The following is a 13,458-nucleotide window of genomic DNA, read 5'->3' on the forward strand; positions in this document are numbered from 1 at the left end:
CCCCGGGGCGGCGTTTTTCTTTGCGACCCTAGCGCTCCAGGTCCCGCCGCATTCGCCACAGACGGTGGCCGAGGAACAGCGCGACCAGCAACACCGGCAGGGCCAGCAGCAGCTCGGTGCGATCGACGTGCCCCCAGATGCGGTGCACCAGCGTGCCGATGCCATGGCCGATCACCACCATCACCACGGCCCAGACCAGCGCCGACAGGCAGGTGACCGGCAGGTAGAGCGCCAACCGCAGGCGCGCGCTCGTGGCCAGCAGTACAGGCGTCACCGTCCGCATTCCGGGCAGGAAGCGGAACACCGCGGCCAGCAGCGCCGGCCGCCCGAGAAACTTCCGCGCCATGCCCTGCGACACGGGATGGCCGAGGATGCGCAGCACCCGCGGATGATCCCGGTAGCCCCGCGCCAGCAGGAAGATTCCGACGTCGGCGCTCCAGCCCCCGGCCCAGGCGGCCGCCAGGGTGGGCCAGAGCGGCAGCAGCTGGTGATGCGCCAGAAGCCCCGAGGTGATCGCCACGGTGTCACCCTCCAGGGCGCAACCGAGGAAGACGACGATCAGCCCGTACTTGGCAATCAGCGCATCGATCATCTGCGCCCCGCCCTACTCATATCCCGTAGTCCGCGACCATGCGTGCCAGACCGTCATCGAGCGAGACCTGCGGTGCCCAGTCCAGCACCCGGCGGGCGCGCGAAATGTCGAGCACGCTCGATTTGACCTCCAGCGCCGAGGCCTCGCTGACGAGATTGAGCTGCCGGCCCGTCGCCGCCTCCAGCCGCGCGATCAGCGCGGTGAGAGAACAGCCCTCCCCCGCGCCGAGGTTCAGCCGCGTCACCGGTCCCGGAAGCGGTGTGCGAACCACCCGCTCGACGGCATCGCAGAAGTCGTCCATGTGCAGGTAGTCGCGCGAGGTCTCGCCGCTGCCGTAGACGGTGAAGGGCGCGCCGCTGGCCAGCGCATCCAGCAGCAGCCGCATTACACCGCGCTCGCGACGCGGCATTGCGGTGCCATAGGGGTTGCCCAGCCGCAGGATGGACAGCCGGAAGCCGTGCTGCGCCGCGAGCAGCAACAGCGCGTTCTCCACCTCAAGCTTGTGCAGCGCGTAGTAGCCCTTGGGCTGCGGCTCGCGGGTCTCCGAGATCGGCAGCTCGTCGGTGTCACCGTAAACTGCCGCCGTCGAGAGGTAGACGAAATGCCCGCGCCAGCCGCGTGCCACAAGCGCCTCGACAAACTCCGTCTGCGGCGCGGTGACCTCCTGCATGAGCGCGGCCACCGAGCCGAAGCGGCGGCGCGCATCCGACAGGCCGGCGCAATGCACGATGGTCGCGCCCGCGTCGCCCGGTGCCAGCCACCCCGGGTGCAGCGCGTCGCTGACCCGCACATGTGGCAGGGCCGGGGTACCGTCGGGCAGCGCGCTGCGCGAGATGCCGGTGACCGCGTGACCCGCCCCATTCAGATGCCGCAGGATCTCGAAGCCGAGAATGCCGGCGCATCCGGTCACGTAGGTCTGCGTCGCCATGGTCTTTCCTGCCCCTTTCCAAGCGGATTTTATGCCTCCGGGATGGACGCCCACCGCCCCTGCCGAATGCGGCGAAACGGCATCGCGGCGAGCCCTGAGATGCCCACTTTCGCAGCCTGCCATAGCCGCTTCACGAAGGCGCGCTAAATCACGCGGAACGCTGACCTTATTGCCGCTGCGCCTAGCCGCCCGTGTTCCGCTGCGTTAAGGTGCCCGCATGGTTTCGAGAAAGGACAGTTCATTGCGCCCTCGGCACTCTTTGATTTCCCTGAGCCTCGCCCTGAGCCTCGCCGCCCTGCCGGCATCGGCCTTTGAAACGCTCAGCTTCGCATTTCCGGAACTCGACCAGGATATCCAGGATCAGATCACGAGCTTTTCAGCGCTTGTGAGGACCAAGACCGACGGCAAGACCGAGGGGCCGGACGTGCTCGCAGCGGCGCTGCAGGACTATGGAATCATTGTCGAGACGCTCTATGCCAACGGCTACTACGGGCCCGAGGTGTCGATCCGCATCGACGGGCGCGAAGCGGCGGACATCCCGCTGCTGACCACGCCGCAGCAGGTGAATCGGGTTGACGTGCTGGTCAAGCGCGGGCCCAGCTTCCGCTTCGGACGCACCAATGTCGCGCCGCTCGCCCCCGGCACCGACCTGCCGGCGGATTTCAAGCGGCGAGACCGCGCCCGCGCCAGCACCATCACAAGTGCCGCCCAAGCGGCGGTCGACGGCTGGCGCAACGTCGGCTACCCCAAGGCCGAGCTGACGCGCGAGGATGTGACCGCCAACCACACGAACCGCAATGTCGATGTCGATCTCGGCGTGACCACCGGCCCGCGGCTGCGCTTCGGTCGCCTGCTCAACGTCGGCAGGAGCGAGGTGCGCGGCAGCGCGCGGCGACGCATCGCCGGCCTGCCCACCGGCGAGATCTACGACCCGCAGGAAGTCAACGACGCGGTGGACCGGCTGACCCGCACCGGGGCCTTCGCCACCGTGACCCTGCGCGAGAAGGACGTGCCTAACCCCGACGGCACGCTCGACTACACGCTGGAGGTCGTCGACTCCAAGCCGCGGCGCATCGGGGCGGGCGCCGAGATCAGCTCGCTCGAGGGCCTGTCACTGACCGGCTACTGGCTGCACCGCAACATCCTCGGCGGGGCCGAGCGACTGCGCTTCGATGCCTCGATCACCGACATCACCGACCAGGCCGACACGCTCGACTATACGCTCACCGGGCGGCTAGACGTGCCCGCGGTCATCGGCCCGGAAACCGATGGCTACTTCGAGACCGAGCTGCAGCACCTGCAGGAGCCGAACTACGACCTCGACAGCATCGAGCTGACGCTCGGCATCAGCCGCCAGCTCACCGAGCACCTCTACACCGAGATCGGCGTCGGCTACCTCTACTCCGAAACCTCCGATGACCTCGGTGACCGGACCTTCGAGCTGCTGACCCTGCCGATGAAGGCCGAATACGACCGCCGCGACAACGAGTTCGACCCGCGCCACGGCTTCTACATCCTGACCGAGGCCACTCCCTTCCTGAACCTGCGAGACGATCCCAACGGCGCGCGGCTCTACGGCGATTTCCGCGGCTACCTCGCGCTTGGCGAACGCGAACGCTCGGTGCTCGCCGGACGCGTCATGCTGGGCTCGGTTATCGGCCCCGACATCAACGAGACCCCGCCGGACTACCTGTTTTACTCGGGTGGCGCCGGGACCGTCCGCGGCCAGCCCTACCAGTCGCTGGCCATCGATGTCGGCGACGGCGACACCATCGGCGGCCGCAGCTTCGCCGGCCTCTCGGCCGAGTTCCGTCAGGACATCGGCGAGAGCCTCGGCGCGGTGCTCTTCTATGACGCGGGCTACGTCGGCCGCGACAGCACCCCCGGCGGCGACGACGGCGAATGGCACGGCGGCGCGGGCCTCGGCGTGCGCTACAAGACGGGCATCGGCCCGCTGCGCTTCGACGTCGCCATGCCCGTCGGCGGCGACACCGGCGACGGCGTTCAGATTTACCTCGGGATAGGACAGGCGTTTTGACCCTTCTCAAGCGATTTCTCACTCTGCTGCTCTTGCCGCTCATTCTGGCGGCCCCTCCTGCCCTCGCGCAGGAAGAGGACGAGGACGGCGGCGGCTTTCTTGAACGGCTGATCGAGGATTCCCTCTCGGGCGCGGGGCGCGATGTGCGCATCGTCGGCTTTCGCGGTGCGCTGAGCTCCGAGGCGACGCTGGAGCGCATGACCATTTCCGATTCCGAGGGCGTCTGGCTGGAGCTTGAGAACGCCACGCTGAACTGGCGCCGCACCGCACTGCTGCGCGGCCAGCTCGTGGTCAACGAGCTGAGCGCCGAGCGACTGGCCATCTCCCGTGCCCCGATCACCGAGGGGGAAGCCCCTGCGCCCGAAGCCTCGGGCGATTTCGCCCTGCCCGACCTGCCGGTTTCGGTCGAGGTCGGCGCGCTGAACATTGCCCGCGTCGAGCTGGGTGCCCCGCTGATGGGCGAGGACATCGCGCTCGAAGTGCAGGGCTCGGCCCGGCTCGCCGATGGCGAGGGCGAGGCCGATGTATCGGTGAACCGCCTCGACGGGCCGCAGGATTCGCTGACGCTTGCCGGCAGCTACGCCAACGAGAGCGGCGCGCTGACCATCGATGTGTCGCTGGAGGAAGAGAGCGGCGGCATCGTCGGCAGCAAGCTCGGCCTGCCCGGCGCGCCCTCGCTGGCGCTGACCGTGCAGGGCGACGGCGTGCTCGACGACTTCACCGCCGACCTGCAACTCGCCACCGACGGCGAGGAACGGCTCGGCGGTCAGGTCACGCTGCAGGGCAGTTCCGAAGCCGGGCGCCAGTTTACTGCCGACTTCTCGGGCGATCTGCGCCCATTGCTGCCCGAGGAACACCGCGAATTCTTCGGCCCCGAACAGAGCCTTCAGGTCTCGGGCCTGCAGGGCGCGGACGGCACGCTCGACCTCGACACGCTCGATCTGCAGACCGCCATGGTCGCGCTCACCGGCTCTGCGCGCATCGGCGCCGACGGCTGGCCCGAGCTGATGCAGCTCGACGGCAAGATCGCCTCTGAGGACGGCAGCCCGGTGCGGCTTGCCATGTCCGGCGACGTGACCATGCTCGACAGCGCCACGCTGACGGTCGACTTCGACGCCGCGCAGGGCGAGGCCTTCACCCTCGATCTCGTGGCCGAGGGCATCGACCGCCCCGACATGTCCATCGAACGCGCCGACATCGCCGGGCGCGGCACCATCCGTCGCAGCGCCGGCGCCTCGCTTCCCGGCGGCGTCGAGGCGCAGCTCACCTTCGACGCCTCCGGCCTCGATTTCGCCGACGCCTCCATGGCCGATGCGGCCGGCGAGGAGCTGAAGGGCATCATGCAGATCGACTGGCAGGCGGGCGATCCGCTCTACCTGCGCCAGATCGACTTTGGCGGCGCGGGACTCTCGCTCGCCGGCGACGTGACCTTCTCGGGGCTCGGCAACAGCGGCAACATCGTCATCGAGCCCGACCTTGCGGTGAAAGCCGAGGACATCGCCCGCTTCTCCGGCCTTGCCGGACGCCAGCTGGGCGGCGATGCCGACCTTGCCGTGAAGGGCACGCTGGAGCCGGTCGCGGGCCGCTTCGACGTCACCGCGCAGGGCCGCACGCTGGATCTGAGGACCGGCATCCCGCAGGCCGACGGACTGCTGGAGGGCGAGGTCGATCTCTTTGCCTCCGCCGTGCGCAACGAGGAAGGCACCGAACTGCGCCGCCTCGATCTCTCGGGCGACGGCCTGAAGGCCGTGGCCGAGGCCAAGCTGCAGACCGGCGGCAGCACCGGCACGTTCGACATCTCCATTCCCGACGTATCGAAGGTGCAGGACGGGCTTTCGGGCGCGGTGCAGGTCTCCGGCACGCTCGACGAGACCCCCGAGGCCTACCGGCTCGACATCGAGGGCAGCGCGCCGGGCGGGACCGATCTCGACGGCCTGCTCACCGCCAGCAAGCTCGAGGATGGCGGCATCGGCACGATCCGCTTCGAGGGCGATGCCGCGGCGCAGGACCTCGCGGCCTTCGCACCGCTGGCAGGCAAACCGCTGGCGGGCGGCCTCGATCTGCAGACCGACGTCACCTACACACTCGACGGCGGCGCCATCGACGCCGTGCTCGACGGCACCCTGAACAACGTCGAGACCGGCATCGCGCAGGTCGACGGGCTGCTGACCGGCACCGTCGATCTCGATGCCTCCGTGGCCTATGACGGCGATCTGGCGCAGATCCGGCAGCTCACGGTGAACGGACAGGCGGTACAAGTCTCGGCCGAGGGCGAGGTCTACACCGCCGCGCTGCTCGGCGGCGCCCCCACCCCCGGCGCGGGTCAGAGCAACGCCAGCTTCGATATCTCGCTGCCCGACATGTCGCTGATCCAGCCGGAAATCACCGGCCCCGCGCGCTTCACCGGCACGCTTCAGGAAGAAGGCACCGCCTATCTGCTCGACCTCGACGCGTCTGCTCCCGGCGATGTCCGCATCACCGGCAAGGCCAGCGCCGAGAAGCAGGCCGACGGCAGCCTCGGTATGGTGACCTTCGACGGCGATGTCGCCGCCTCGGACCTGTCGATCTACGCGCCGCTGGCCGGCAGGCCGCTGGCGGGCGGGCTGAACCTGACCGCCGACGTTTCCTACGACATGGCGTCAGGCGCGGCGGATGCGGTGATCGACGGCACGACCCGCGATCTCGGCACCGGCATCGCGCAGGTGGACGGGCTGCTCACTGGCACGGTCGATCTGGATGCCTCGGTTGCCTATGACGGCGACCTGGTGCAGATCCGCCAGCTCGACGTGAACGGCCAGGCGATCCAGGTCACCGCGCAGGGCGATGTCTACACCGCCGCGCTGCTCGGCAAGGAGCCCTCTGCGCAAAGCGGCCTCAGCGACGCCAGCTTCGACATCGCGCTGCCCGACATGTCGCTGATCCAGCCCGGCGTGACCGGTGGCGCGCAGCTTCGCGGCACGCTGCAGGAAAGCGACGGAGCCTATCAGCTCGACTTCACCGGCTCCGGCCCGGGCGAGGCCAGCGCGCAGGGCCGTCTCACCGCCGAGAAGCTCGGCGGCGGCCAGCTCGGCATGGTGGGCTTTGACGGCAGCGCCTCGGTGGCCTCGCTCGGCGCCTACGCGCCGCTGGTCGGCCAGCCGCTGTCCGGCGGGGTCAACTTCGATGGCACCGTCGGCTACAATCTCGCGGACGGCAGCCTCTCGGCGGACGGGCGGCTCGACACCCGCGCGCTGGCGCTCGGCATCCCGACCGTCGACCAGCTGGTCGGCGGCGATGGCAGCGCCGTGGTGCAGGTCAGCCGCGATGCCAGCGGCGCGTTGAGCATCCAGCAGTTCGAGGTGCAGACCCGCGAGATCACCGCCACCGCAAGCGGCACCTATGGCACCGGTGACAGCAGCATCACCTATAACGTCGCGCTGCGCGATCTCGGCCTGCTGGTGCCGCAGCTTCCGGGCCGGGCCACCGCAGAGGGCACGCTGGCGCTGAATGGCAGCCAGTACCAGGTTCAGAGCAACCTCACCGCCCCCGGCGGCACGCGGGCGCAGGTCTCGGGCAGCATCGCGCAGGACTTCGGCAGCGCCAACCTCGCGATCACCGGCAACGCGCCGCTCGAGCTCGCGAACGAGATTGCCTCGCCCAACCTGATGTCGGGCATGGCCAACATCGACCTGCGGCTGAACGGTCCGCTGGCGGTGGAGTCCCTGTCGGGCAACGTCACGGTGAACGGCGCGCGGGTGATCGTGCCCACCGCCGGGCTCGAATTCACCGGGCTCAACGTCAACGCCAATGTCGGCGGCGGGCAGACCAGGCTGACCGCCACGACCGCGCTGGCCACAGGCGGGCGGATCAATGTCGATGGCACCATCGGCATGAGTGGCAGCTTCCCCGCTGACCTCAACATCGCGCTCAACCAACTCGTGCTCGAGGACCGGCGGCTCTACCAGGTGCAGCTCGGCGGCAATGTATCGATCTCTGGACCACTGCTCACCGGCCCGACGATCGGCGGCGAGATCCTCATCGACAACGCCGAGATCCGCATTCCAGAAACCGGGCTCGGGCCGGGCAGCCATGGCTTCGTGCTGACCCATGTCTCCGAACCCTTCGGATCTCGGGTCACCCGCATCCGTGCCGGGCTGCTCGACGAAGAGAAGTCCAGCGGCGGATCGGCCTATTCGCTGCCGCTCGACCTGGTGATCCGGGCGCCGCAGCAGATCTTCGTGCGGGGCCGCGGCCTCGACATGGAGCTCGGCGGCGCGCTGCGCATCACCGGCAGTTCGAGCGACGTGATCACCGAGGGTCGGTTCGACCTGATCCGGGGCCGGCTCGACATCCTCGGCCAGCGGCTCACGCTGGACCGCGCCTCGATGGCGCTGACCGGCGGGTTCATCCCGACGCTCGACATCGCTGCCACGAGCCAGGTCGAGAGCACCACGGTGACCGTCAGCATCACCGGGCTCGCCACCGAACCCGACGTGGAGTTCAGCTCCGACCCATCGCGCCCGGAGGAAGAGGTGCTGGCCCTGCTGCTCTTCGGTCGCGACATCACCGAGATCTCGGGCTTCCAGGCGCTGCAGATCGCCGCGGCGGTGAATACGCTCGCCGGGCGCGGCTCGGGGGCGGTGGACGGGCTGCGCCAGAACCTCGGGCTGGATGACCTCGACGTGACCACCAACGACGAGGGCGAGGCCGGGCTGCGGCTCGGCAAGTACATCTCCGAGGACATCTATACCGACGTCGAGGTGGATTCCGGCGGCGACAGCGCGGTGAACCTCAACATCAAGATCACCCCCAGCCTGAAGGCCAAGGGCAGCGTGACCTCGGAGGGCGACAGCACCATCGGTCTCTACTACGAGCACGACTACTGAGGCGCATGGCCGCTCGCAGCCCAAAAAAGGGCCCCTCGCGGGGCCCTTTTTCTGTCGCGACGGACGGCGCGTAAACCGCCTGGATGGTTGAGAGCAGGGCCGGGTCCACGCAGGCAGACCTTTGGCCGCCTCCTTTACGCCGCCGCCCGTCTTCGGCGAGGTGCTGGCGCGATGCTCGCTCGTCACGGCCAGATGGAGGCTCCTTCCAGCCCGGTTGTTTCCGGCAGCCCGCAAATCAGGTTGGCGTTCTGCACCGCGTGACCTGCCGCACCCTTGCCGAGGTTGTCCACCGCGCCCATGGCGATCACCAGATCGCGCTCCGGATCGGCCGCGTAGCTGACGAACGACAGGTTCGAGCCGGTCGCCCACTTCGTCTGCGGCGGCCGGTCGGTGACCCGGACGAAGGGGCGATCCGCGTAGAAGCTCTGCGCCGTTTGCAGGCATTGCTTCATGGTGGCGCTGCCGCGGCAGTAGATGGTGACCAGCACGCCGCGGGTCATCGGCACGAGGTGCGGCGTGAACACCAGCCCGGCGGCGCTGCCGCCGCCGATCCGCTCGATCGTTGTCGCCATCTCCGGCATGTGGACGTGCTGCAGCAGGCCATAGGGCTGCAGGTTCTCGTTGCTCTCGGCATAGCCGAAGCTGCCGCCGCCGCCCCGGCCCGCGCCGGAAATGCCGGTCTTGGCGTCGATGACGATATTGCCAGGCGCGATCAGCCCGCCCGCCAGCAGCGGCGCCAGCGCGTTGAGCGTCGCGGCGGGGAAACAGCCGGGGTTGGCAACCCGGGCCTGGCGCTTGATCTGCTCCGGCCAGACGTCGGCAAGGCCATAGGTCCAGCCCGGCGCGTAACGATGGTCGCCGCCGATGTCGACGATCTTTACGCGCTCGGGCACCTTTGCCAGCGCCTCTGCCGAGGCACCGGTGGGCAGCGAGGCGAAGAGCAGGTCCAGCTCGGGCAGCGCTTCGGGGTCCCACTTTTCGATCACCAGCCCGGCGAGCGCCTGCGGCACCCCGGGGAAGCGGTCGACAAGGCGGCTGCCCGCGCTGCCCTCGCCCGCGGCGTAGACAAGCTCGAATGATGGGTGGCCGGCGATCAGACGCAGCGCCTCGCCGCCGCCGAAACCGCTGATGCCGACAATGCCGGTACGAATGCTCATGGTATGTCCTTCCAGAGTGCAGAAATCAAAAGCCCCCGGAGCCGAGGGCTGCGGGGGTTCAGGAACGCGGGTCGGAGAGGCTCCGGCGGGCGGTATCAGCCGGGTGGGCTACCGCGCCGGGGGACGCTGATCGACGCGCAGCCCGAAGAGCCGCCGCAAGGAACTGCGGCGTCGGCGTCGATCGAAGAGGGTCGGGTTCCCAAGCATGACTGGGAGAAATGTCGTCATGCTCACGCCCGGTCAAGAGAAATCTGGACTGCGGCTGCTTCGTATCGGCTGCGCAGGGCACCGGGGCCACCCCGTGGGACGGCTCTCCCGGGGTCCGAAAACGACAAGCGCCCCGGCGAGCCGGGGCGCTCAATTGCGGCAATCTGAGCCCGTTCAGAGGCCGAGCGCGGCCTCGACCTCGGACAGCGTGACCGCCCCCGGCACTGCACCCTCGCGCACCAGCCGGGCGGCTTGCGCGGTGAACCAGTCGTTGCCCGGGGTCGGCACGCCGTGCAGGCGGCCCAGCAACGAGACCTCGCCGTTGAGATAATCGGTCTCGACCGAGCCCGCCCCGCGCGCGAGGCTCTGCGCGGTCGAGCTGCCGACCCGCGTGACGCCCGGAACTTCCACGATCTGCAGCTGCGCCGCGCGCTTGTCGTCATCCTCGGCGGGATCCGACCAGGCGATGCCGGCCTTGGCCATGACCGCCTCTGCCTCGGCCTTGAGCGCCGCGGTGACCGCCTTGCCATCAACCTCTTCGCCAAGCGCCGCACCGACGATATTGCCGAGGTTCATCAGCAGCTTGCCGTACTTGCGCTCCATCACCGCCGCGCGCGTGGCAGAGGGGAAACCCGCCGCTTCGAGCCGCGCCACCAGCGCGCTGTCGGCTGCATCGAAGCCGGAGGGGAACCGCCCGATGTCGAAGGAGCCGATGCAGGGCGCGCCGTAGCAGACAACCTCGCCCGGCTGCACGAAATCGGCGGGCAGCATGACAGTGACGCCGTGCACGTTCGGGAAATAGCGCAGTGCCAGGCGCTCGTTCTCGACCCCGTTCTGGAAGCAGAAGACATGCTGGTCCTGCAGACCCGCGTCGCGCAGCTGCATCAGCGCCGCCTCGGTGTGCTGGGTCTTCACGCACAGGAAGATCACGTCGTCCGCGCGCAGCTGCGCCTCGGCCGGGCTGGCCACGCAGGGAAACTCGGCGTGGCGGGTGCCCTCGGGCGTGCGCAGCGTCAAACCGCCCGCACGGATCGCCTCGAGCTGCGCGCCGCGGGCGATGCCGAGCACCTCTTCGCCGGCCTCGGCCAGCGCGACGGCAAGGGTGCCGCCGACCGCGCCGACGCCCAGAATGACGATGCGGCTCATTCCACCGCCTCCGCCAGCGGCAGCCCGCCGATCTGCGCCAGCAGGGTGACGATCTCGTCGACGCCCTTGCCGTGCTTGACCTGCGCGAAGACGAAGGGCTTGCCCGCCCGCATCCGCGTGGCGTCGCGCTCCATCACCTCGAGCGAAGCGCCGACATGGGGCGCGAGGTCGGTCTTGTTGATCACGAGGATGTCCGACTTGGTGATTGCCGGGCCGCCCTTGCGCGGGATCTCTTCGCCCGCGGCGGTGTCGATCACGTAGATCGTCACATCCGCCAGCTCCGGCGAGAAGGTGGCCGAGAGGTTGTCGCCGCCGCTCTCGATCAGGATCAGGTCGAGGTCGGGGAAGGCCTCGTTCAGCTCGGCGATGGCGGCGAGGTTGATCGAGGCATCCTCGCGGATCGCCGTATGCGGGCAGCCGCCGGTCTCGACGCCCTTGATGCGGTCGAGCGGCAGGATCTGCTGGCGCATCAGCTCCTCGGCGTCTTCGCGGGTGTAGATGTCATTGGTCACCACGGCCATCGAGAGCCGGTCGCGCAGGGCGCGGGCGAGCGCCGCGGTGAGGGTGGTCTTGCCGGCGCCCACGGGGCCGCCGAGGCCGACGCGGAGGGGTCCGTTGGGGGAAGTCATGTGGTCTCCAGAGGTGTCAGGATCGGAAGATACGGGAATAGAGCGCCTCGTGGCGCTGGCTGGCAATGTCCGAGAGCGGGGAGAAGCCGCCGATCTCGTCGAGCGACGCTTTCGCTGCCTGCGCCGCGAGGGCCTCGCAAAGCGGCGAGAGCGCCCGGACAACGCCCTGCCCCTCGGTCTGGCCGAGCGGGATCAGGCGGATGCCCGCGGCGGCGAGGTTCGAGGCAAAGGCCTGCAGGTAGAGTTGCAGCGCAGGGATCAGCGGCAGGTCCAGCGCGCGCACCGCCTGCCCCACCGCCACCGGATAGGGGGCGGGCAGGATGTCGGCCTGCCAAAGATCACGCACGGTCGAGGCAAAGGCCTCCCCCTGCTTTACCGTCTCCAGCCGGCGCTCGGCCGAGGGGGTGAGCGCGGTGGCCAGCTCGGCGATTTCTGCAACGTCAGCCCCTTGCGCCACCTGCGCCATCAGCACCGCGTCGCTCCAGCCTCCGCCGTGGCGCAGCACCGCCTCGAGCCAGCCCTGCAGCTGCGCCGCGGTGGTGACGCGGCCCTCTTGGACCAACGTTTCCAGCCCGTGCGAATAGGCGAAGGCACCCACCGGGAAGGAGGGCGAGAAAAGCTGGTGCAGCGTCAGCAGCGGATCAGTGGTCATGCGTGTGCGCGGGACCGTGGGAGTGGCTGTGGCTGTGCGTATGGTCGTGGCTATGCCCGTGATCATGGGAATGACTATGGGCGTGTGAGTGGCTGTGCGCGTGCTCCTCCGGCCCATGGGAATGCGAATGGTCGTGGCCATGCGTCCGGCCGTGGCCATAGGCGCCGCCCTCGGGGGTGAAGGGCTCAAGCACCTCCGCCACCGTCGCGCCGATATGGGCGAGCATGTCGCGGATCACGTGGTCGCGCTGGATCAGCAGCCGCGCGGCTTCGATCTGGCAGGGGGTGTGGCGGTTGCCGATGTGCCAGGCAAGGCGCGGCAGGTCATCACCGCTCACAGCCAGCAGCGGCTCGGCGGCGGCCTCGACGCGCACGGCGCGCCCGTCGGTCAGCACGAAGGCGTCGCCCTGGTCCAAGCTTTCGGTATGCGCGAGATCGACGAGGAAGCTCTCGCCCTGGTCGCTCTTCAGCACCTTGCGGCGCAGGAAGCGGTCCTCGTAGCTGAGCGTCACGCTCAGCACCGCCTCGGGTGCGGCCCCCTTGCGGGCGATCTCGTGGGACACGGGCAAAGATGTCATGGGAAGGGCTCCGATCGTCGTCTGAAGTGCGCCTGCACCCTCGGACCAACCGCCGGAAAAGGCAAGGCCACGCGCCGGGATCACCGGGGCGTGGCCTTGATGTGCCGAGTTCTGCGGCGCTGTCGCGCCCCAAGCGAACTCAGAGGTAGAAGACGTCCTGGAAGACGTGACGTGCGATGTCTTCGCGACGGATGCCACGCTCTGCCAGCTGCTCGTCCGAGAGACGCTGCAGGGCTTCGATTTTGCGCAGACGCGGGTTTGCTTCACCCATGGCGACGAGGCCGTTGCCGATGGCGGCGAAGAAACGCGAGAAGAACGGTGCCTGCTCGGTGCGTGCGGATGCAGTCAGAAATGCCATTTGGAAACCTATCCTAGCGTTTGGTGTTGGCGTTCGGTTTTGGTTTCCTCCCTTGACAGCCAAGATAGGTCAGCCACCCGGGAACAACAAATGCTGCATCTGCATAGCTGGCTCCCCAGCCATGCAAAGATCACAGATAATTTTGTTGCTCGCACCGACCCAGATCGGATGCAAAATTATTAGGCGCTCAAATGGGCAGCGCTTTGCGAACAATTCCCGTAAAAATCCCTTCAAGACACGGCATTTAGCCGGGGTCAGCCATGCATGAGCGGGGAGGCTGCCGAATTTCCGGGCGCATCTGGCAGGGCC

10 protein-coding genes are annotated in these 13,458 nt (G+C 68.7%); 2 read left to right on the forward strand and 8 right to left on the reverse strand.

What is annotated here, in order from left to right; genetic code table 11:
* Positions 1–28: 28 nt before the first annotated feature.
* Positions 29–592, reverse strand: a complete 564-nt coding sequence (locus BM397_RS13485; protein ID WP_092425365.1) for a DedA family protein — start codon at positions 590–592, stop codon at positions 29–31.
* 16 nt (positions 593–608) lie between these two features.
* Complete coding sequence (locus BM397_RS13490) at positions 609–1,520, reverse strand: NAD-dependent epimerase/dehydratase family protein (protein ID WP_092425362.1); 912 nt, start codon at positions 1,518–1,520, stop codon at positions 609–611.
* A gap of 385 nt (positions 1,521–1,905) precedes the next feature.
* Between BM397_RS13490 and BM397_RS13495 the strand changes: the two genes are divergently transcribed.
* Entirely contained in the window at positions 1,906–3,558 is a 1,653-nt protein-coding gene (locus BM397_RS13495) for an autotransporter assembly complex protein TamA (RefSeq protein ID WP_245696085.1), read from the forward strand.
* Complete coding sequence (locus tag BM397_RS13500; protein WP_092425357.1) at positions 3,555–8,423, forward strand: translocation/assembly module TamB domain-containing protein; 4,869 nt, start codon at positions 3,555–3,557, stop codon at positions 8,421–8,423. Before BM397_RS13495 ends, BM397_RS13500 begins: the two co-directional genes overlap by 4 nt.
* A 182-nt stretch (positions 8,424–8,605) precedes the next feature.
* On the opposite strand, the gene argC is transcribed toward BM397_RS13500, so the two are convergent.
* From argC to BM397_RS13530, 6 genes are all read right to left on the reverse strand, one after another.
* The gene (argC, locus tag BM397_RS13505) at positions 8,606–9,580 is read right to left on the reverse strand and encodes an N-acetyl-gamma-glutamyl-phosphate reductase (protein WP_092425354.1); all 975 of its coding nucleotides are present in this window, start codon (positions 9,578–9,580) and stop codon (positions 8,606–8,608) included.
* Positions 9,581–9,961: 381 nt separating this feature from the next.
* Positions 9,962–10,933 (reverse strand): ketopantoate reductase family protein, encoded by a 972-nt coding sequence (locus BM397_RS13510; protein ID WP_092425352.1) that lies wholly within the window; start codon positions 10,931–10,933, stop codon positions 9,962–9,964.
* Positions 10,930–11,562 carry an urease accessory protein UreG gene (gene ureG, locus BM397_RS13515; protein WP_092425350.1) on the reverse strand — a complete coding sequence of 211 codons (633 nt, stop codon included), beginning with the start codon at positions 11,560–11,562 and terminating at the stop codon, positions 10,930–10,932. The genes BM397_RS13510 and ureG overlap by 4 nt, the downstream gene beginning before the upstream one ends.
* A 16-nt stretch (positions 11,563–11,578) precedes the next feature.
* Positions 11,579–12,214 carry an urease accessory protein UreF gene (locus BM397_RS13520; protein WP_092425348.1) on the reverse strand — a complete coding sequence of 212 codons (636 nt, stop codon included), beginning with the start codon at positions 12,212–12,214 and terminating at the stop codon, positions 11,579–11,581.
* Positions 12,204–12,791, reverse strand: coding sequence for an urease accessory protein UreE (gene ureE, locus BM397_RS13525; RefSeq protein ID WP_092425346.1), 588 nt, complete (start codon positions 12,789–12,791; stop codon positions 12,204–12,206). Before ureE ends, BM397_RS13520 begins: the two co-directional genes overlap by 11 nt.
* A 139-nt stretch (positions 12,792–12,930) precedes the next feature.
* Positions 12,931–13,149: a DUF1127 domain-containing protein gene (locus BM397_RS13530; RefSeq protein WP_092425344.1), complete on the reverse strand. Its 219-nt coding sequence runs from the start codon at positions 13,147–13,149 to the stop codon at positions 12,931–12,933.
* Positions 13,150–13,458 lie beyond the last annotated feature (309 nt).

The organism is Alloyangia pacifica, from assembly GCF_900116195.1.
In the GTDB taxonomy this organism is placed as follows: Bacteria; Pseudomonadota; Alphaproteobacteria; order Rhodobacterales; family Rhodobacteraceae; genus Salipiger; species Salipiger pacificus.

Coding starts and splice junctions, on each gene's coding strand:
- BM397_RS13485 (WP_092425365.1), bottom strand. CDS start 592: ATGATCGATGCGCTGATTGCCAAGTACGGGCTGATCGTCGTCTTCCTC.
- BM397_RS13490 (WP_092425362.1), bottom strand. CDS start 1,520: ATGGCGACGCAGACCTACGTGACCGGATGCGCCGGCATTCTCGGCTTC.
- argC (WP_092425354.1), bottom strand. CDS start 9,580: ATGAGCATTCGTACCGGCATTGTCGGCATCAGCGGTTTCGGCGGCGGC.
- BM397_RS13510 (WP_092425352.1), bottom strand. CDS start 10,933: ATGAGCCGCATCGTCATTCTGGGCGTCGGCGCGGTCGGCGGCACCCTT.
- ureG (WP_092425350.1), bottom strand. CDS start 11,562: ATGACTTCCCCCAACGGACCCCTCCGCGTCGGCCTCGGCGGCCCCGTG.
- BM397_RS13520 (WP_092425348.1), bottom strand. CDS start 12,214: ATGACCACTGATCCGCTGCTGACGCTGCACCAGCTTTTCTCGCCCTCC.
- ureE (WP_092425346.1), bottom strand. CDS start 12,791: ATGACATCTTTGCCCGTGTCCCACGAGATCGCCCGCAAGGGGGCCGCA.
- BM397_RS13530 (WP_092425344.1), bottom strand. CDS start 13,149: ATGGCATTTCTGACTGCATCCGCACGCACCGAGCAGGCACCGTTCTTC.